This window comes from Pseudomonas kribbensis, from assembly GCF_003352185.1.
GTDB lineage: Bacteria > Pseudomonadota > Gammaproteobacteria > Pseudomonadales > Pseudomonadaceae > Aquipseudomonas > Aquipseudomonas kribbensis.
Genome location: NZ_CP029608.1, coordinates 5,706,124 through 5,725,809, shown reverse-complemented (window position 1 = coordinate 5,725,809; position 19,686 = coordinate 5,706,124). Strand labels below are relative to the sequence as shown.

Here is a 19,686-nt window from a genome sequence, read left to right as displayed (position 1 = left end):
GATTATACCTGAGCTATGACCTCACGCGCCAGTTGAGGTCGGGTTTGATGCAGGAACATCCCGTTTGAGCAATTCGAGCAGCAAAGTTTTTTCTTCGGCGCTCAGATCGCTTTGACGTGATTTCCTGAGAAGTTGTTCCAGCTTTCGCTCGCGCTGGCGGGCTGACAAGCTAGTTATGGTGTCGAAAAACTGTTGTTCAAGGTTTTCTCCGTTGATCAACCACTCCTTTTCTGCCAGGCGGGTCAGCAATCGACCTTGTTCGGTGCCATGCCATCGCGAGATCAACTGAAAAGAGTTTAGCTGAGGATTCTTTTGCACGGCTTCCAGTGAGGCCACCAGCAGCTGAGTGTTGGTATTGTCTTCGTCCGCAAAATGGCTGGCCGTCTCGACCTTCAGCGCCAGTTGCGGGTGATGGATCACCGTTCGCAGGGCGGCCATGATCGGTGGCTCGACGGGAGCCGGCACTCTAGGGGCGCGCGGTTGATCGCGGTCACCGCCACGCTTGCCGTTCTTGTCCCAGGGCTTTTTGTCCCATTTCTTGCCGCCGGCACCGGGTTTCTTCGGCGTCCATTCCTGCTGCGGCACATACATGTCCTGTGCCTGCGGCTGATGGTAGTCGCTGAAGTCCGGCATCGCGTCGTAATCGATGCCGGGGTCGTAGGCGGGCGGCGCTTCCTGCGGTGTGCTCTGGGCTAGCTGACTGACGGTCTCGCTGCTCAGACCGGTGATCTCGGTCAGGCGCTGGCGCATCAGGATTCGCAGGTTGGCCCCTGGCACTTTATCGATCAGCGGCGCGGCAAGCGTCGCCATGTGCGCCTTGCCTTCGAGCGAGCGAGGGTCGGCTTCTTCGGTCAGTTGCTGGAAGAAATAGTCTGCCAGCGGCTGCGCGTGCTGATTGATCCGTGCACGGAAGGCGTCGGTGCCTTCGGCGCGGATCAAGGTATCCGGGTCTTCGCCTTCGGGGAGGAACAGGAAGCGTGCGCGGCGACCGTCCTGCAGGCTGCTCAGCGTGGCTTCCAGTGCGCGCCACGCGGCGTTGCGGCCGGCCTGGTCGCCGTCGAAGCAGAACAATACGTTCGGCACGACGCGAAAAAGGCGCTTCAGATGTTCTTCGCTGGTGGCTGTGCCCAGGGTCGCGACGGCATTGCGCAGGCCTTGCTGGGCCAGGGCGATGACGTCCATGTAGCCCTCGACCACGATGATTTCGTCGAGGTTGCGGTTGTTCTTGCGGGCTTCATAGAGGCCGTAGAGTTCCTGGCCTTTATGGAATACCGGGGTTTCCGGTGAGTTCAGGTATTTCGGCTTGTCGTCGCCGAGGACCCGACCGCCGAAGGCGATAATGCGCCCCCGGGTGTCGCGGATCGGAAACATCACGCGATCGCGGAAGCGGTCATAGCGCTTGCCGGTTTCGGCGTTCTCGATCAGCAGGCCGGCGTCGATCATGGCTTTCTGCTGCAGGGTGTCGCTGCTCAGGTGCTTGAACAGATTGTCCCAGCCTGGCGGGGCGAAGCCGAGGCCGAAGTCCCGGGCAATTTCACCCGTCAGGCCGCGGCCTTTGAGGTAATCCACGGCAGCCTTGCGTGCCGGGTGGCTCTTGAGCGCCTGGCGGTAAAAGTCCGCAGCGGCAGTCAGCAGTGGATAAAGCGGCGAATCGGTCGGCTGTCGCGGTTTGTGCGAGCGGCCACCTTCTTCGCGGGGCACTTCCATGCCGGCGGCTTTGGCCAGGTCTTCGACCGCCTGGGGAAAATCCAGGTTGTCGTGGTCCATGAGAAAGCCGAGCGCGTTACCGCCGGCGCCGCAACCGAAGCAGTAATAGAACTGCTTGTCGGGGCTTACGCTGAACGACGGGGTTTTCTCTTTATGGAACGGGCAGCAGGCGGTGTAGTTCTTGCCGGCCTTCTTCAATTGCACGCGCGAGCTGACCACGTCGACGATGTCGGTGCGGTTCAGCAGGTCGTCAATGAAGCTCTGGGGAATCAGCCCGGCCATGGCGTTCTCGTCGTCTGCGCTGTAATGAGTCCGATGCGATGGGCGGCCGGACGCGGGTCATGCTTGAAAGCGCACAAAGAGTGCGGCTCGACCGGTGTCGTCTGCGTAATCGCTGTCGGGAAGTGTATCTGCCGAAAATCCACTGACGTTAGTACCTATCAGTCTTCGACTTTGTGAAAGTGTTGCGCTGAATCCGCTGACGGCCGGTTGAAGGCCTCGGATAGCTCATGAAGCGGGCACGCAAGCAGGTGCCTTGGGCTGATCGTCGTAAGAGGAATCAGTGGGTGTGCTCGTCAGTAGCCTTGAAAGGCTCGTCAGAAAAGACGTGCACCGCTGGCAAAAGAGCCAGGCCTGACGCGGTGAAGCGGATTTGTCTCGGTCGCGTGTGCGGCTTCGACGGTGAAGCATCAAGCGTTTTACGCAAATGCCATAAGCCCGGCTGAGGGCCGGGCTTGGCAGAAGCTTGCTACGATCGTCTGTGTATTAGTACAGACGAACGGCGCGGCGCTGTTCGCGCTGAACTTTCTTGGCGTGACGCTTAACAGCGGCTGCTGCCTTGCGCTTACGCTCGGAAGTTGGCTTCTCGTAAAATTCGCGGCTACGAACTTCAGCCAGTACACCGGCTTTTTCGCAGGAGCGCTTGAAACGACGCAGAGCTACGTCGAAGGGTTCGTTCTCTTTAACTTTGACGGCTGGCATCCAGAGCTACCTTCATTCATTACCGGGGTCAACATCCTCGCGGCAAAAGAGCACTTGAAGACGTCAGTTTTTAAGGGTTGCGGATGTTAACCCCTCAACGCTCGGAATGCAAAGCCTCTGATCGAAAACCGCTGGTCGGGGCATCCAGTGGCGACTATTATGCGCGCCTTCGAATTCAGCCTAAACAAGGCGCAAACCCATGCTAGTACTGGGATTAGAAACCTCTTGCGACGAAACCGGCGTCGCTTTATACGACAGTGAGCGGGGCCTGCTGGCCGACGCACTGTTCAGCCAGATCGACCTGCACCGCGTCTACGGCGGTGTGGTGCCGGAGCTCGCCTCCCGCGATCACGTCAAGCGCATGCTGCCCTTGATCCGTCAGGTGTTGGCGGAGGCTGACTGCGTGCCGACCGAGATCGACGCCATCGCCTACACCGCGGGTCCTGGCCTTGTCGGCGCTTTGCTGGTGGGCGCTTCGTGTGCTCAGGCGCTGGCGTTTGCCTGGGGCATTCCGGCCCTTGGCGTGCACCACATGGAAGGCCACTTGCTGGCGCCGATGCTGGAGCCAAAACCGCCGGAGTTTCCGTTCGTCGCTTTGTTGGTCTCCGGTGGTCATACACAGCTGGTTCAGGTTGATGGCATCGGCCAATACAGCCTGCTGGGCGAAACACTCGATGACGCAGCAGGCGAAGCTTTCGACAAGACCGCGAAGATGATGGGCCTCAATTATCCGGGTGGTCCTGAAATCGCCAAACTGGCAGAGAAGGGGGTTGCAGGACGTTTCACCTTCCCGCGTCCGATGTGCGATCGCCCGGGCCTGGATTTCAGCTTCAGCGGCTTGAAGACTTTTGCTCTCAACACTTGGCAGCAGTGCGTCAGCGCCGGGGACGACAGCGAGCAAGCCCGTTGCGACATCGCGCTGGCGTTCCAGCAGGCCGTGGTGGAGACTTTGACCATCAAGTGCAAGCGTGCGTTGAAGCAGGCCGGCATGAAGCGTCTGGTGATCGCCGGTGGCGTCAGCGCCAACAAGGCATTGCGGGTTTCACTGGAGAAAATGCTCGGCGACATGAAGGGTGATGTGTTCTATGCCCGTCCCGAGTTCTGCACCGACAATGGTGCAATGATTGCGTTTGCTGGTTGCCAACGTTTGCAGGCCGGTCAGCAGGAAAGCCTGGCGATCAGCGTGCAGGCACGCTGGCCGATGGAGCAGTTGTCGGCGCTGTGATGAACGGTGCTCACGTACGGTATTTAAAAATGCCGTTCGCGCCCGGCAAACAGGTCACGTAGATTGCCCCGGTGGCGCCACACGATCAGCAGCGTGAGCGTGCTCATCGGCAACAGCGCTTCCGGTTCCTGCCAGGCCAGCAATGGCAGGGTCAGGGGCGTTGCGATCAATGCTGCCAGCGAGCTGGTGCGGGTCAGGTAGAACGTCAGCAGCCAGGCGCACACCGCCAGCAGTGCGGCGGGCGGATACAGACCCAGCAGCATGCCGGCCGCCGTGGCGACGCCCTTGCCGCCGCGGAAACGGAAGTACAGCGGGAACAGGTGACCGATCACGGCGCAGACGCCGATCCATGCCTGATCCTGCAGCGACAGGCCTGCCGCCGAAGCGATCAGTACCGGCAGCAGGCCTTTGCACAGATCACCCAGCAGGGTCAGGATCGCGAGTTTGCGACCGGCCAGGCGCAGCATGTTGGTGGCACCGGCATTACCCGAGCCACTCATTCGCGGATCCGGATTTCCGGTCAGGCGGCTGAGCAAAATGGCGAAGGACAGCGAGCCGAGCAGGTAGGCGAGAATCGCCAGTAACCAAAACATGCTAACTATTCCGGGCGAGGACGCCCTGATTCTAACGGCGCATTGCGCCCTTGTCGTGCAGCGGAGAGAAGTGCTTGGACAGAGTGTTTATCGAGGGCCTGGAAGTCGACACCGTGATCGGTGCCTACGACTGGGAGCGCGGCATCCGACAGTGTCTACGTCTTGATCTGAGCTTCGCCTGGGACAATCGTCCGGCTGCTGCCGGTGACGACCTGACCCTGGCACTCGATTACGCCAGCGTTTCCACGCGGATCCAGGCCTTTGCCGAGCAGGCACAGTTCCAGCTGGTCGAGACCTTCGCCGAGCGTCTGGTCGAAGTGCTGATGGCTGAATTCAAGATCACCTGGGTGCGCCTGAAGCTGACCAAGCCTGGCGCGGTTCCGGCCGCCAAGGGTGGTGTCGGTGTGGAGATCGAGCGCGGATGTCGCTGACTCAGGTCTACCTCGGGCTCGGTAGCAATATCGAGCGCGAAACTCATTTGCGAGCCGGTCTGGATGCCTTGGCCGGTTTCCTGGTGGATATCCGCTGCTCGGCGGTGTTCGAAAGCCAGCCGGTGGGGATCAAGAGCGGCCCGTTCTTCAATTTCGTGGTGTCGGCCTACACCGATCTGCCGCTGATGGAGCTGGATCGGCGGCTGAAATTCATCGAGGCGGATAACGGTCGTTATGCCCCGGATCGCAAGGGATTGCCGCTGGATATCGACGTCTTGCTGTACGGAGAGTTGGCAGGCAATTTCGACGGGCTGATCCTGCCCCGGGCCGAGATTCTGAAAAATGCCTTCGTGTTGTGGCCGTTGTCGCTGATTGCGCCGGATCGGGTACATCCAGGTGTGGGAAAAAGCTTTGCCACGCTGTGGTCCGAGGCGCAGATCGATCAGGTGCTGGCACCGGTCGGGTTTGAATGGCGTGGTATTCAGCTCACGCCTCCAGATCTGTTGAACTGACTGACGCCATCGCGACCGGTTCGCGATGGCGTCAGATGTTCTCAGGACGACGCTGATTCCTTGTAAGCCTTCAATGCCTTGAGCCGTTCACGCTTGAGCGCTTCGCCCAGTTCCGGGCCCTTGAAACCTTTCTCCAGCAGCGGCTGTACCGCAACGCCCCGAGCAGCGTTGGCTGCACCGCGCAGGTAATCGGCCTGCGGATAACTGCGCTGCTCAAGTCCTTTGCGGCCTCGGGCATCCATCTCGCATGCGACGATAAATTCTTCGAAGCGCTGCGGTCGGCGATAAACATCAAAGCTCTGCAGCAATTCCAGCAAGGTCGACGCCTTCAGCTCCAGAGCGCGATGGCCGTGGGTGTGATACTGGCCGACCAGCAGGGCCAGTTCCTGACAGTCCTTCGGTGCCTTGAAGCGTTCGTTGACCGCTTTGATCAGCTTCAGGCCCTTGTGCTCGTGGGCAATGTGCCGTGGCCATTCCTCTTCCGGGGTCAGGCCCTTGCCGAGGTCGTGCAGCAGGCAGGCCCAGCGCACCGTCAATGGTTGTTGGTGCAGGGCGGCTTGCTCAAGCACGCTCAGTGTGTGAATGCCGCTGTCGATTTCCGGGTGATGGACTTCCGGTTGCGGTACGCCGAACAGGGCGTCGACCTCCGGCATCAGCACTTTCAGTGCGCCACAGTCACGCAGTACCTGAATGAACACCTGCGGCTGACTTTCCATCAGTGCGCGGGAAATCTCTTTCCAGCTGCGTTCGGCGGTCAGGGCCTCCAGTTCACCGGATTCGCTGAGCTGGCGCATCAACTCAAGGGTCTCGGGGGCAACCTTGAAGCCGAGTTCTGCGTAACGAGCCGCGAAGCGGGCAACACGCAGGACTCGCAGGGGATCTTCGGCGAAAGCGGGGGAAACGTGACGCAGAATCCGGTCTTCGAGATCACGCTGGCCGTGATAAGGGTCGGTCAGGTTTTGCTGATCGTCCTCGGCCATGGCGTTGATCGTGAGGTCGCGACGGATCAGATCTTCTTCAAGCGTGACCTCGGGGCTGGCGTGAAAGGTGAACCCGCCATAACCGCGACCGCTCTTGCGTTCGGTGCGGGCGAGGGCGTACTCCTCGCCGCTTTTCGGGTGAAGAAACACAGGGAAATCCGCACCGACCGGGCGAAACCCTTTGGCGAGCATTTCTTCTGCGGTGGCGCCGACCACCACCCAATCGATATCGGTGACCGGTTTGCCCAGCAGGCGATCACGTACTGCACCGCCGACCTTGTAAATCTGCATAAAAAACCTCCGTTGGCCCGACAGGATAACCCTTGCGCCGGACTTTCGGAGGCCAGAACGGGATCAAAGATGAATGACGGCCAGATCGAGCCGACCGTAATCCCCCTCGCCGTGTTCGCTGCGGGGCGGCACATGGTGGGTTTTCATGATCTGGTCGCCCTGCAGGGTTTCCAGATGAATGTCGAAACCCCATAACCGGTGCAGATGCTTGAGTACCTCGTCGGTGGAGTCGCCCAGCGGTTTGCGGTCGTGCTGCTGGTGACGCAGGGTCAGAGAACGGTCGCCGCGCCGGTCGATGCTGTAGATCTGCACGTTCGGTTCACGATTGCCCAGGTTGTACTGCGCGGCCAGGGTCTCACGGATGATCCGGTAGCCGCCCTCGTCATGGATGGCTGGCACCAATAGATCATCTTTCTGGTCGTCATCGAGGATGCTGAACAGTTTCAGGTCACGGATCACCTTCGGCGACAGGTACTGCAGGATGAAACTCTCGTCCTTGAAGCTGCTCATGGCGAACTTGATGGTCGACAGCCAGTCGCTGCCGGCGATTTCCGGGAACCAGCGACGGTCTTCCTCCGTGGGCTCTTCACACATGCGCCGAATGTCGCGGTACATGGCAAAGCCCAGTGCGTAAGGGTTGATGCCGTTGTAGTAGGGGCTGTCGAAACCCGGCTGGAACACCACGCTGGTGTGAGACGTCAGGAACTCCATCATGAAACCGTCGGTGACCAGACCCTCGTCGTAAAGGTCGTTCATCAGCGTGTAGTGCCAGAAAGTCGCCCAGCCCTCGTTCATCACCTGGGTCTGGCGCTGTGGATAGAAATACTGGGCGATCTTGCGCACGATGCGCACGATTTCCCGTTGCCACGGCTCCAGCAACGGTGCGTGTTTCTCGATGAAGTACAGGATGTTTTCCTGAGGTTCGGCCGGGAACCGTGCGTTGTCCTTGTCGCTGAACTTGTCCGCGCCTTTGGGAATGGTGCGCCACAGGTCGTTGATCTGCTTCTGCAGGTGTTCTTCGCGATCCTTCTGCCGGCGCCGCTCTTCCTCGGCGGAAATCGGATACGGGCGTTTGTAGCGGTCGACGCCGTAGTTCATCAACGCATGGCAGGAGTCGAGCAGGTCCTCGACCGCGTCGATCCCGTGGCGCTCCTCGCACTGCATGATGTACTGCTTGGCGAACACCAGGTAGTCGATGATCGAACTGGCATCGGTCCAGGTGCGGAACAGGTAGTTGCCCTTGAAGAAACTGTTGTGGCCATAACAGGCATGGGCCACCACCAGTGCCTGCATGCAGATGGTGTTCTCCTCCATCAGATACGCGATGCATGGGTCGGAGTTGATCACGATCTCGTAGGCCAGCCCCATCTGCCCGCGACTGTAGGATTTCTCGGTGCTGAGGAAGTGTTTGCCGTAGGACCAGTGGTGATAGCCCAGTGGCATGCCGACCGAGGCGTAGGCGTCCATCATCTGTTCGGCGGTGATCACTTCGATCTGGTTGGGATAGGTGTCCAGGGCGTACCCGGCCGCGATCCGGGCAATTTCGCGGTCGTAGGTCTGGATCAGCTCGAATGTCCATTCGGAGCCGGTGGAAATGGGTTGGCGCTTCTGCTCTTTGGCGGTCATGTCACTAACCTGCGCTGGAAGAGTTCACGGAAGACCGGATAGATATCTCCGGCCGAGACCAGCTGCTGCTGGGCAAAAGTGTCGGAAAAGGCTTCGGCGATGCGTTCGTACTCGTACCACAGGGCCTGATGTTCGCGCGGGGTGATCTCTACGTAAGTGTAGTACTGCACGAACGGCATGATCTGGTTGATCAGGATGTCGCGGCAGATCGGCGAGTCATCGTTCCAGTTGTCGCCGTCGGAGGCCTGGGCGGCGTAGATGTTCCATTCGTTGCTCGGGTAGCGCTCGGCCATGATCTCCTGCATCAGTTTCAGGGCGCTGGATACGATGGTGCCGCCGGTTTCCCGCGAGTAGAAAAACTCTTCTTCGTCCACTTCCCGGGCGCTGGTGTGGTGGCGGATGAACACGACGTCGATCTTGTCGTAGTTCCGCTTCAGGAACAGGTACAGCAGGATGAAAAAGCGTTTGGCGATGTCCTTGGTCGCCTGGGTCATGGAGCCGGAAACGTCCATCAGGCAGAACATCACGGCCTTGGAACTGGGGTTCGGCTGCTTGATCAGCAGGTTGTACTTGAGGTCGAAGGTGTCGAGGAAGGGCACGCGATGAATGCGCGCACTGAGTTTCTCGATTTCCGCCTCCAGGTTCTGAATGTCGCCGAAATTATCCGGTTCTTCGCGTTTCAGGCGTGCCAGTTCTTCCTTGGCCTCGCGCAGCTTGGCGCGGCTGCTGCCGGACAGCGCGATTCGCCGGGCATGGGCCGAGCGCAGGGTACGGATGATGTTGATCCGGGACGGGTTGCCCTCGTTGCTGATCCCGGCGCGAACAGTCTTGAAGGTATCGGTACCGGTCAGGTTGCGTTTGACCAGGTTCGGCAGTTCGAGGTCCTCGAACATGAACTCGAGGAACTCTTCCTGGGTGATCTGGAAGACGAATTCGTCCATGCCTTCGCCGGAGTTGCCGGCCTTGCCCGGCCCACGGCCTCCGCCGCCTCCCGGTGGGCGGGCGATGTGTTCGCCGGCGGTAAATTCCTTGTTGCCGGGATGAACCACCGTCTGCTTGCCGCCGCGACCATGGTGAAGCACCGGCTCGTCGATGTCGCGACCGGGGATGCTGATCTGCTCGCCGTGCTCCATGTCGGTGATGGAGCGCCGGCTGACCGCCTCTTCGACAGCCTTCTTGATGTGGTCACGGTAACGTCGCAGGAAGCGCTGACGGTTCACCGTGCTCTTGTTCTTGCCATTGAGACGTCGGTCGATCACATAGCTCATAGGAGGCCCTCCGGGCAGCTTCAAGTAGTGAGCTGCGAGCCGCAAGTGCAGGCATATGCCCTGGCATCAGGCTCATGCGCTTTTTACTTGCAGCTCGAAGCTTGTAGCTTGCAGCTGCTTTACTGCGATTTCCGGACCCGCAGATACCACTCGGAGAGCAGTCGTACCTGTTTGTCGGTGTAGCCGCGTTCGACCATTCGTGTAACGAAGTCGTTGTGCTTCTGTTGGTCCTCTTTGCTGGCCTTGGCATTGAAGCTGATGACCGGCAGCAGGTCCTCGGTGTTCGAGAACATTTTCTTCTCGATGACCACCCGCAGTTTTTCGTAGCTGAGCCAGGTCGGGTTCTTGCCGTTGTTGTTGGCCCGGGCGCGCAACACGAAGTTGACGATTTCGTTGCGGAAATCCTTCGGATTGCTGATGCCGGCCGGTTTCTCGATCTTTTCCAGTTCCTCGTTGAGGGCGACGCGGTTGAGGATCTCGCCGGTTTCCGGATCGCGATACTCCTGATCCTGAATCCAGAAGTCCGCGTACAGCACGTAGCGGTCGAAGATGTTCTGGCCGTACTCGCTGTAGGACTCGAGGTAGGCGGTCTGGATCTCTTTGCCGATGAATTCGATATAACGCGGCGCCAGGTACTCCTTCAGATAACGCAGGTAACGTTCGCGGGTCTCGGCCTGGAACTGTTCCTGCTCGATCTGCTGTTCCAGCACGTAGAGCAGGTGCACCGGGTTGGCGGCGATTTCGTGCGGATCGAAGTTGAAGACCTTGGACAGGATCTTGAACGCAAACCGGGTCGACAGGCCGTTCATGCCTTCGTCGACGCCCGCCGCGTCGCGGTATTCCTGGATCGATTTGGCCTTCGGATCGGTGTCCTTGAGGTTTTCGCCGTCATACACACGCATCTTGGAATAGATGTTGGAGTTTTCCGGCTCCTTCAGGCGTGACAGTACGGTGAACTGCGCCAGCATCTTCAGGGTGTCCGGCGCGCAATGGGCCTTGGCCAGGGAGCTGTTGAACAGCAGCTTGTCGTAGATCTTCACTTCGTCGCTGACCCGCAGGCAGTACGGCACTTTGACGATGTAGATCCGGTCGATGAAGGCTTCGTTGTTCTTGTTGTTGCGGAAGGTGTGCCACTCCGATTCGTTGGAGTGGGCCAGCAGGATCCCGGTGAACGGAATCGCGCCCAGGCCTTCGGTACTGTTGTAGTTGCCTTCCTGGGTGGCGGTCAGCAGAGGGTGCAGCACCTTGATCGGTGCCTTGAACATTTCGACGAATTCCATCAGGCCCTGGTTGGCCCGGCACAGCGCACCGGAATAGCTGTAGGCATCGGCGTCGTTCTGCGGAAATTCTTCCAGCTTGCGGATATCGACCTTGCCCACCAGCGCGGAGATGTCCTGGTTGTTCTCGTCGCCCGGTTCGGTCTTGGCCACGGCGATCTGGTTGAGGATCGAGGGGTACAGCTTGACCACGCGGAACTGGCTGATGTCGCCACCGAATTCGGCCAGGCGCTTGGTGGCCCATGGCGACATGATGGTGTTCAGGTAGCGGCGTGGAATGCCGAAGTCCTCTTCGAGGATCGCGCCATCTTCGGTGGCGTTGAACAGACCCAGTGGCGATTCGAATACCGGTGAGCCCTTGATGGCATAGAAGGGCACTTTTTCCATGAGCTGTTTCAGCTTCTCGGCCAGGGACGATTTACCGCCACCGACGGGGCCGAGCAGGTAGAGGATCTGTTTCTTCTCCTCGAGACCCTGGGCGGCATGGCGGAAATACGACACGATCTGGTCGATGCATTCTTCCATCCCGTGGAAGTCTTCAAAGGCCGGATAGCGGCGGATCACCTTGTTGGAAAAGATTCGCGACAGCCTCGAATTGGTCGAAGTGTCGAGCAGCTCCGGTTCGCCGATAGCCATCAACAGACGCTCGGCGGCGGAAACGTAGGCGCTGCGATCCTTTTTGCACAGTTCCAGGTATTCCTGCAGCGAGAATTCTTCCTGGCGTGTGGACTCGAAGCGTTGTTGGAAGTGGCTAAAGATACTCATGACGTCACCTCGCTCGATACGTGGAGCCGACGCCGGATCACTCAGTCGATGCTGGCAAGCAGCCGCGATGGCAGCTGTTGTTTACCCCCCAGAACCCTTCCGCGATCGACAACCGCGAAAGTCACTCCCGATGACCCGTGCGCCGGTGTACCGGCTCTCCCCTGTTTTGGATGGCCTGGGCTTAAGGATAGTTGGGAATTCGGGAGGTAAAGGCGAGATACGTAATTAGTTGTGGCAGACCGTTCGTCTGCCACCGCGCGAGCCCACGGGAGCCGGGGCTTGCACGTTACAAAAAAATTATTCGGAGGTGCCTTGCGCGGTTTCCGAAGGAAAAGTCGTACGCCACAGCTCGAAGCCGCCGTCCATGCTGTAGACGTCGGAAAAGCCCTGGCTGACGAGATACGCCGCGGCACCCTGGCTCGAATTGCCGTGGTAGCAGACCACGACGGTCGGGGCATCGAGGTCGGCGCCCTGGATGAAGGCATGCAGGGAATGATTGTCCAGATGCTTCGAGCCGCTGATGTGCAGCGCCGCGAATGTGGCTGGGTCACGGACGTCGACGACCACGGCACCTTGCTCGCGCAGGGCCTGGGCCTGTTCCGGGGGGATTCGTTTGAATTCGCTCATGGCGGGTTCCTGTGGCTCGGCTGAAAACGCAGTCTAACGCGGGGCGCTGACTGGCGAGGATTCGGTGATCGGTGGTGCGACGGGAGGCAGGACACCGCCGTGTTCGTCGCATTTGCACGACAGCAGTTCAAAGCTGTCGACGTTCATCAGGGTCAGGCTGCCGCCCCACACACAACCGGTGTCGAGGGCGGAGATGCCGGGCTCGTGGACATCGCCCTCAAGCGCCGCCCAGTGGCCGAAAATGATCCGCAGGCCACGGGTCTTGCGTTCCTTGTGCTGGAACCACGGTTTGTAGCCCGGTGGCGCCGTGTCCAGACCTTCCTTGCTCTTGAGGTCGAGCTTGCCTTCGGCGGTGCAGAAGCGCATGCGCGTGAAGTAGTTGGTGATGACCCGCAGGCGGGCCACGCCTTTTAGGTCGCTGTCCCACTTCGCCGGTTCGTTGCCGTACATGCCGTCGAGGAAGGCCGGGAGCAGGTTGTCGTCGCGCAGGGCGGTCTCGACTTCTTCGGCGTACTTCAGGGCCTTGCGCAGGGACCATTGCGGCGGGATGCCCGCGTGGGTCATGGCGACTTCACGTTGCTCGTCGTAGTGCATGAGTTTCTGCTGGCGCAGCCACTCCATCAGTTCGGCGCAGTCTGGTGCTTCGAGAATCTCGCGCAGCGTGTCGGACTTTTTCATGCGCTCGATGTTTTTCGCCGCCGCCAGCAGGTGCAGGTCGTGATTGCCGAGGACGCAGACCAGCGACTCACGCATGCCATAGAGAAAGCGCAGGGTTTCCAGTGATTGCGGGCCACGGTTGACCAGGTCGCCTACCAGCCACAACCGGTCCACTGCCGGGTCGAACGCGACTTGCCTGAGCAGGCACTTGAGCGGTTCGAGGCAGCCCTGAAGGTCGCCGACGGCATACGTCGCCATTAGTGCAGGGCTCCGGGAACGGCGAGGCGGAAGGGTTTGATGATCGCATCGAAATGCTTGCCGTCACTGGCGACCATTTCATAGCTGCCCTGCATGGTGCCGACCTTGGTGGTCATGACCGTGCCGCTGCTGTAGGTGTGACTTTGTCCCGCGTCGATCAAGGGCTGCTGGCCGACCACGCCGGCACCGCGCACTTCTTCGACATGTCCGTCGCCATCGGTGATCACCCAATGCCGGGACATCAGTCGGGCCGGTTGCTCGCCATTGTTCTGCACAGTGATGGTGTAGGCGAAGGCGAAGCGGTCTTGCTCGGGTTGCGATTGGTCTGCCAGGTAGTGAGTAACGACACTGACATCGACCTGATAACGAGGATCAGACATGCAAAAGGCCTTAAGGACAAAGCGGGACGCGGGGGGTAGCCGATGGATTGAGTCTAGGCAAGTATCGGGCAGGAGACCAGAGCGGTGTCCTGCCCGAGCGCGATGATTGCCTGTCAGTCGGCTGCAGGTGTTTTTGCGGGCTGTTCGGCAAGCTTGTCGGCCAGACGCACGAATGCGGCCAGATCGAGCTGCTCGGGCCGCAGACTGCCATCGACGCCGGCGGCCTCGATTTCAGCGTTGCTCAGCAATTGCTTGAGGGTGTTGCGCAGGGTCTTGCGGCGCTGGTTGAAGGCTTCGCGCACGACGCGCTCGAGCAGGCGGTGATCCTTGGCCGGGTGTGGCAGTACCGCATGCGGCACAAGACGTACGATGGCCGAATCGACCTTCGGCGGCGGGTTGAAAGCCCCCGGGCCGACGTTGAACAGATGTTCGACCCGGCAGTGGTACTGAACCATGATCGACAGACGGCCCCAGTCGCCGCCACCCGGGCCGGCGGCCAAGCGCTCCACGACTTCCTTCTGCAGCATGAAGTGCATGTCGCGAATGATGCCTGCATTGTTCAGCAGGTGGAAAATCAGCGGCGTGGAGATGTTGTACGGCAGGTTGCCGACCACGCGCAGGCTGTTCGGCGCAGCGTTCAGGGTGTTGAAGTCGAACTTCAACGCATCGCCCTGATGCAGGTTGAAGTTGCTCTTGCCGGCGAACTGCTGGTTGAGGATCGGGATCAGGTCCTTGTCCAGTTCCACCACGTCCAGCTGTGCGCCGGAATTGAGAATGCCGGCGGTCAGCGCGCCCTGGCCCGGGCCGATTTCCAGCATCCGGTCGCCGGATTTGGCACTGATGGAGCGCAGGATGCGGTCGATGACGCCGGCATCGTGCAGGAAGTTCTGGCCAAAGCGTTTGCGCGCCTTGTGTTGGTATTGCTCGGTCATAAACGGGTCTCGGCCATCTGGTAGGCGGTTTCCAGGGCGACCTGCAGGCTGCCGGTGTCGATCTTGCCGCTGCCGGCCAGATCCAGGGCGGTGCCATGGTCGACGGAGGTGCGGATGATCGGCAGGCCCAGGGTCACGTTGACCGCTGCGCCGAAGCCTTTGTACTTGAGCACGGGCAGGCCCTGGTCGTGGTACATCGCCAGCACTGCGTCGCAGTGCTCCAGATATTTGGGGGTAAACAGAGTGTCGGCAGGCAGCGGGCCACGAAGGTCCATGCCCTCGCCGCGCAGGCGCTCCAATGTTGGTTCGATGATGTCGATTTCTTCGTGGCCCAGGTGTCCGCCTTCACCGGCGTGCGGGTTGAGCCCGCAGACCAGGATGCGCGGTTGGGCGATGCCGAATTTGTCTTGCAGGTCGGCGTGCAGAATCCGCGTGACCCGTTCCAGTCGCTCCGGCGTGATCGCATCGGCAATGTCGCGCAAGGGCAGGTGAGTGGTGACCAGTGCCACACGCAAACCGCGGGTGGCGAGCATCATCACCACCTGGGCGGTGTGGGTCAGGTCGGCGAGGAATTCGGTGTGTCCGGAAAAGGTGATGCCGGATTCGTTGATCACGCCCTTGTGCACCGGGGCGGTGATCATCCCGGCGAAGTCGCCGTTCAGGCAGCCATTGCCGGCGCGGGTGAGGATTTCAAGGACGAATGCGGCGTTGGCCTTGTCCAGCTGCCCGGCGACCACGGGGGCGCTGAGCGGGGTGTCCCAGACATAAAGGCTGTTGGCCGGCGCCGGAACGTCCGGCCAGTGACCGGGCGAAACGGGCAGCAGGCTGACGGCCAGCCCCAGCTGCGCGGCCCGCTCTTGGAGCAGGTCGCGGCTGGTGATGGCAATCAGGGGATGTGGCTGGGCTTGCGAGGCGAGCAGCAGGCACAGGTCGGGACCGATGCCGGCTGGTTCGCCGGGTGTCAGCGCGAAACGCTTGGGTTTCACTGCGCTGCCTGGTCTGCACCAGGGAGTTTGATCTCTACGTACGCTTCGTCACGGATCTGACGCAGCCAGGTTTGCAGCTCTTCGTCGTATTTGCGGTTACGCAGTACGGTCATGGCTTGCTGCTCGCGGGCCTGTTCGGTGCTGTCGGTGGCGCGACGGCCAAGGACTTCCAGAACGTGCCAGCCGTACTGGGTCTGGAACGGCTTGGACAGCTGACCCTGCGGGGACTTGGCCATCACGGCGCGGAATTCCGGTACCAGTGCGTTCGGGTCGATCCAGTTCAGGTCACCGCCGTTAAGGGCGGAACCCGGGTCTTCCGAGTATTTTTTCGCCAGTTCGGCGAAATCTTCGCCAGCTTCGATGCGGTTATACAGCGATTGAACCAGTTCCTTTGTCTTGGCTTCGTCGCGGACCGGACTTGGCTTGACCAGGATGTGGCGCACATGCACTTCGTCACGCATCTGGCTTTCGCCGCCGCGTTTTTCCAGCAGCTTCAGGATGATGAAACCACCCGGAGTGCGCGCAGGCTGAGTGATGTCGCCCGGCGACATGGCGCTCAGTTCACGATCGAACGGCGGTGGCAGTTGAGCTGCTTTACGCCAGCCCATGTCGCCGCCTTCCAGGGCGTTGTCGCTGCCGGATCTGGCAACGGCCAGTTGACCGAAGTCAGCGCCCTGCTTGAGTTGCTGGTAAACCTCCATCGCCTGGCGTGCGGCGCTCTGAATCGCTTCAGAGTTGGCGCTTTCCGGGGTCGGAATCAGGATGTTGGCCAGGTGCAGCTCTTCCGACAGTTGCATCTTGCCCAGGTCGGAGGCGAGGAAGTTCTTCACTTCCTGCTCCGATACCTGAATGCGTTCTGCAACTCGGCGCTGGCGCACACGGCTGATGATCATTTCCTTGCGGATCTGGTCACGGGCGCCTTCGTAACTCAGGCCGTCTCGGGCCAGGGCCGCGCGGAACTGGTCGACAGTCATGTTGTTGCGCTGGGCAATGGTGCCGACAGCCTGATTCAGTTCTTCATCGGTGATGCGGATGCCGGAACGTTCGCCGATCTGCAGCTGCAGGTTTTCGACGATCAGGCGCTCGAGCACCTGCTGATCCAGCACGCCCGGAGGTGGCAAGCCGCCACCGCGCTTGGCGATGGTTTGCTGAACTTCGTGGACGCGTTGATCCAGCTGGCTCTGCATGACCACGTCGTTGTCGACGATGGCCACAACTTTATCGATGGACTGTACTGCGGCGTTTGCCGCAGTACCCAGGAACAGCGCGCCCAGCATCAGCGGGCGCAGACAATCAGAAAGCTTGGTCTTCACGTTGACGATAACCTTGGATGCCTTTGTCGAGGAAGCTCTCAGTCTTGGCGCCGGTGAGGCCGCCGAGTCCTTTCAGGACAATTTGAAGGAAGAGGCCGTGGTCGCCTTTTTCGTTTTGCGGAGCTTCCTGACTGAACTCGTCATAAGAAACCCAGTAACGATTGATCAGGCGCAGTTTCCAGCAGCAGTTGTCGTACTCGAAACCACCGAAGGCTTCCAGTGTACGGTTGCGGTTGTAGTCGTACTGCCAGCGGCTGATGGCGCTCCACTGTGGAACGATCGGCCAGATGACCGAGAAGTCATGCTGCTGGATCTTGTAGTAGTCCTTCACGTAGCCCGGTTGCCCTGGAGTGCCGTAGTCACCGCCGCCCACCGACCATTTACCGGTGTTCTGGTCATAACGGACCTGGTCGTTGCGATAGCGATAACCGACGTTGACCACCTTGTTCGGGTTGTCTTCAGGCTGGTAGTGGAACATCGCGCTGCCGGAACGCGGGCTGCGGCTGTCCGGATCCCAGTTGTAGTCGGCAGTGGTGCGCCAGTCGCGGTTCCAGCGGTATTCGTATTCCAGCGCATAAGGCGAAACGTTGGAGTGCGCGTCATCGCGGGTCTTTGGATCGATACCCGGCAGTTGAACTTCGCGATCCTTGAAGTACAAGGCCTGGCCGACACTGATGCGTTGACGTTCGAAACCGTCGTCTTCGATCCAGCGGCTGGTTACACCCAGCGACAGCTTGTTCTCGTCGCCGACCCGGTCGGAACCGGAGAAGCGGTTGTCACGGAACAGCGAGGCATAGTTGAAGGTGTATTCGCTGGTGTCGAATACCGGAATGTCTTCCTGATCCTTCTCTGGCACATAGAGGTAGAACAGGCGCGGCTCCAGGGTCTGGCGGTAGTTTTTGCCGAAGTACGACGTGTTGCGGTCGAAGTACAGGCCGCCGTCGATGCTCGCGATCGGCACGCCACGGCTTTGGTTGCTGCCAAAATTACCGTTGACGTATCGGGTGCCGTTCGCTGCAGCGAATGCCTTCTGGGCAATGATGTCGTCTTTGCCTTGGCCGTCCAGGTCCAGTTGGTACTGGGTGTACTGGTACTTGAGCGATGGCTTGAGGAAGCCATACGTCCAGTTCAGCGGCAGGCTGACGCCAGGCTTCAGATTCAGGCGATCACCGTTGGCACGAGCCAGGCCGGTCACGTTTGTATCGAGTCGCGGAGAGACAGTGCCGTCCTCGTTGATGAAATCACCGGTTTTCAGATCACGGTCAAAGCGAACGAGTTCGGTCTCGTAATCGAAATTCAGGCCTTCCGGGTGGTACGGCAGCTTGCCGTTGAGGGTGAGCTGCGGCAGGCGCCCGTAAGGTGTGATGTTCGCGACGGTTGCCAACTGATACTGCTGGGCATTCAGGATGGCGGTGTAGTTGTCGCCGCGGTAGGCAACCAGACCCTGCTGATTCACGAAGTCCTGGCTCTTCACGCCGATCTGGTCGGTGGTCAGGTCCTGGAAGTAATACGGATCGCTGATCTTGGTGTAGTCAACCTGGGTGTACACACGGGAGTCCAGGCCGCCCTTGTGTTGCCAGTTGTACATATAGCGATTTTTTTCGTAATCGGTCTGCTTGCTGCGATCGGTGTCTTCGTCGTTGAGGTACGCGGCACCGAACTGACCTTCGCTGGACTTGGTCAGGTAACGGAATTCGCCTTCCATCAACAGGCCGCGCTTGCTCATGTAGCGCGGATACAACGTGGCATCGTAGTTTGGTGCCAGGTTGAAGTAGTACGGGGTGACCAGCATGAAGCCGGTGTCGCTGCCGGTGCCGATGGTCGGCGGCAGGAAACCCGACTGACGGCGGTCGTCGATCGGGAAATAGATGTACGGCGTGTACAGGATCGGAATGTCCTTGACCCGCAGTGTCACGTTGGTCGCGGTACCGAAGCCGGTGGCAGGGTTCAGGGTGATGTTGTTGCCCTTGAGCTGCCAGGCGTTGCTGTTCGGTTCGCACGTGGTGTACGTGCCGTCCTTCAGGCGGATGATCGCGTTTTCGGCGCGCTTGGCGTACAGCGCGTTACCGCGGATGCGCGATTTGTGCATCACGTATTCGGCGTTGTCGACTTTCGCTTCACCGGTGTCGAGCTGCACATCGGCGTGGTCGCCGACGATCAGCGCGCCGTTGTCGCGGATGCGTACGTCGCCCTTGAGTTCGGCGCGGCTCTCGGCCTGGTAGAGGCTGGCTTCCTGGGACTCGACCTGCATGCTGCCCTGGCGCAGGACCACGTCACCGGCCAGCGTGCCGACCTGATCTTCGGTGTTGTAGCGCGAAGCTTTCGCGCCGATGAAGGTCGGGGCGTCACTTTTATTCGTCTTGTCATTCATGCCAGGACGAATCGGTTCGATATAGGAACCAGAGCAGTAAGGACCGGTCTCGGCCAGTTGGGCGGCGGTGAGCTTCTCGCGCGGAACCCAGTCGAGGTGACTGTAGTCCTCGCTACGGGATTTGAGGCCGCGGCCCTTGGACTCGGTGACCAGCACGGGTTTGGAACCGGAGTCCGAAACGCTGCCGTTCTCGGCCGGGGCTTCGCCGGCAGCGCTGACGGCACTGCCGTCATGCACCGGACGCGGTGGCAATGCAGCCGTCGGCGTCTTCGGCGAACAGGCCCAGCCGCCCGTAGCCGAGACCGCGCAGTCATACTGCTCGGCGGCGACAACGAATGAACTGGCCAGAGGTTGCATAGCCAGCAGACTGCCGGTTACCAACAACGGAAATTTTTTACGAAACGCGGGGGATTTCAATGCCATCTTATTAGTCCGGGCTTCCTGCGTGCCATCTGCCCGCGGTGTGGGCCGCACGCCTCTCGATGGTCTGAAAAAGATGCTGGATA

General features: G+C 60.2%; 17 protein-coding genes. 3 read left to right on the top strand and 14 right to left on the bottom strand.

Features of this window, described 5'->3' with window-relative positions; all coding sequences use genetic code 11:
- Window positions 1–21 precede the first annotated feature (21 nt).
- Window positions 22–1,989 carry a DNA primase gene (gene dnaG, locus DLD99_RS26280; RefSeq protein WP_114885898.1) on the bottom strand — a complete coding sequence of 656 codons (1,968 nt, stop codon included), beginning with the start codon at window positions 1,987–1,989 and terminating at the stop codon, window positions 22–24.
- A 483-nt stretch (window positions 1,990–2,472) separates the two neighbouring features.
- Window positions 2,473–2,688: a 30S ribosomal protein S21 gene (gene rpsU, locus DLD99_RS26275; protein WP_002551877.1), complete on the bottom strand. Its 216-nt coding sequence runs from the start codon at window positions 2,686–2,688 to the stop codon at window positions 2,473–2,475.
- Between the two features lie 199 nt (window positions 2,689–2,887).
- Here rpsU and tsaD point away from each other — a divergent pair, with 199 nt between their 5' ends.
- Window positions 2,888–3,913: a tRNA (adenosine(37)-N6)-threonylcarbamoyltransferase complex transferase subunit TsaD gene (gene tsaD / locus DLD99_RS26270; RefSeq protein ID WP_039768071.1), complete on the top strand. Its 1,026-nt coding sequence runs from the start codon at window positions 2,888–2,890 to the stop codon at window positions 3,911–3,913.
- Between the two features lie 23 nt (window positions 3,914–3,936).
- Here the strand turns inward: tsaD and plsY are convergent, their stop codons facing one another.
- The gene (gene plsY / locus DLD99_RS26265) at window positions 3,937–4,506 is read right to left on the bottom strand and encodes a glycerol-3-phosphate 1-O-acyltransferase PlsY (RefSeq protein ID WP_085709211.1); all 570 of its coding nucleotides are present in this window, start codon (window positions 4,504–4,506) and stop codon (window positions 3,937–3,939) included.
- Between the two features lie 74 nt (window positions 4,507–4,580).
- Here plsY and folB point away from each other — a divergent pair, with 74 nt between their 5' ends.
- Together folB and folK are read left to right on the top strand one after the other, a co-directional pair.
- The gene (gene folB / locus DLD99_RS26260) at window positions 4,581–4,937 is read left to right on the top strand and encodes a dihydroneopterin aldolase (protein ID WP_016772885.1); all 357 of its coding nucleotides are present in this window, start codon (window positions 4,581–4,583) and stop codon (window positions 4,935–4,937) included.
- Complete coding sequence (folK, locus tag DLD99_RS26255) at window positions 4,928–5,449, top strand: 2-amino-4-hydroxy-6-hydroxymethyldihydropteridine diphosphokinase (RefSeq protein WP_085709213.1); 522 nt, start codon at window positions 4,928–4,930, stop codon at window positions 5,447–5,449. Before folB ends, folK begins: the two co-directional genes overlap by 10 nt.
- Before the next feature lie 41 nt (window positions 5,450–5,490).
- On the opposite strand, the gene DLD99_RS26250 is transcribed toward folK, so the two are convergent.
- The 11 genes from DLD99_RS26250 to DLD99_RS26200 all read right to left on the bottom strand — a co-directional run bounded on the left by DLD99_RS26250 (window position 5,491) and on the right by DLD99_RS26200 (window position 19,603).
- Entirely contained in the window at window positions 5,491–6,720 is a 1,230-nt protein-coding gene (locus DLD99_RS26250) for a multifunctional CCA addition/repair protein (RefSeq protein ID WP_114885896.1), read from the bottom strand.
- 63 nt (window positions 6,721–6,783) lie between these two features.
- A complete protein-coding gene (locus tag DLD99_RS26245; RefSeq protein ID WP_114885894.1) occupies window positions 6,784–8,346 on the bottom strand; it encodes a SpoVR family protein in 1,563 nt (520 codons plus the stop codon).
- Window positions 8,343–9,614 carry a YeaH/YhbH family protein gene (locus DLD99_RS26240; RefSeq protein ID WP_085709216.1) on the bottom strand — a complete coding sequence of 424 codons (1,272 nt, stop codon included), beginning with the start codon at window positions 9,612–9,614 and terminating at the stop codon, window positions 8,343–8,345. The genes DLD99_RS26245 and DLD99_RS26240 overlap by 4 nt, the downstream gene beginning before the upstream one ends.
- A 119-nt stretch (window positions 9,615–9,733) precedes the next feature.
- Complete coding sequence (locus DLD99_RS26235) at window positions 9,734–11,656, bottom strand: PrkA family serine protein kinase (RefSeq protein WP_011336211.1); 1,923 nt, start codon at window positions 11,654–11,656, stop codon at window positions 9,734–9,736.
- 297 nt (window positions 11,657–11,953) lie between these two features.
- Window positions 11,954–12,283: a thiosulfate sulfurtransferase GlpE gene (gene glpE, locus DLD99_RS26230; RefSeq protein WP_007959911.1), complete on the bottom strand. Its 330-nt coding sequence runs from the start codon at window positions 12,281–12,283 to the stop codon at window positions 11,954–11,956.
- 33 nt (window positions 12,284–12,316) lie between these two features.
- Window positions 12,317–13,198: a symmetrical bis(5'-nucleosyl)-tetraphosphatase gene (locus DLD99_RS26225; RefSeq protein ID WP_114885892.1), complete on the bottom strand. Its 882-nt coding sequence runs from the start codon at window positions 13,196–13,198 to the stop codon at window positions 12,317–12,319.
- Window positions 13,198–13,578, bottom strand: coding sequence for a Co2+/Mg2+ efflux protein ApaG (gene apaG / locus DLD99_RS26220; protein WP_114885890.1), 381 nt, complete (start codon window positions 13,576–13,578; stop codon window positions 13,198–13,200). The genes DLD99_RS26225 and apaG overlap by 1 nt, the downstream gene beginning before the upstream one ends.
- Before the next feature lie 113 nt (window positions 13,579–13,691).
- Window positions 13,692–14,510 (bottom strand): 16S rRNA (adenine(1518)-N(6)/adenine(1519)-N(6))-dimethyltransferase RsmA, encoded by an 819-nt coding sequence (gene rsmA, locus DLD99_RS26215; RefSeq protein WP_085709219.1) that lies wholly within the window; start codon window positions 14,508–14,510, stop codon window positions 13,692–13,694.
- The gene (gene pdxA, locus DLD99_RS26210) at window positions 14,507–15,496 is read right to left on the bottom strand and encodes a 4-hydroxythreonine-4-phosphate dehydrogenase PdxA (RefSeq protein ID WP_114885888.1); all 990 of its coding nucleotides are present in this window, start codon (window positions 15,494–15,496) and stop codon (window positions 14,507–14,509) included. The genes rsmA and pdxA overlap by 4 nt, the downstream gene beginning before the upstream one ends.
- Window positions 15,493–16,809: a peptidylprolyl isomerase SurA gene (gene surA / locus DLD99_RS26205; RefSeq protein WP_139831842.1), complete on the bottom strand. Its 1,317-nt coding sequence runs from the start codon at window positions 16,807–16,809 to the stop codon at window positions 15,493–15,495. Before surA ends, pdxA begins: the two co-directional genes overlap by 4 nt.
- Window positions 16,790–19,603 carry an LPS-assembly protein LptD gene (locus DLD99_RS26200; RefSeq protein WP_114885886.1) on the bottom strand — a complete coding sequence of 938 codons (2,814 nt, stop codon included), beginning with the start codon at window positions 19,601–19,603 and terminating at the stop codon, window positions 16,790–16,792. Before DLD99_RS26200 ends, surA begins: the two co-directional genes overlap by 20 nt.
- Window positions 19,604–19,686: the final 83 nt, after the last annotated feature.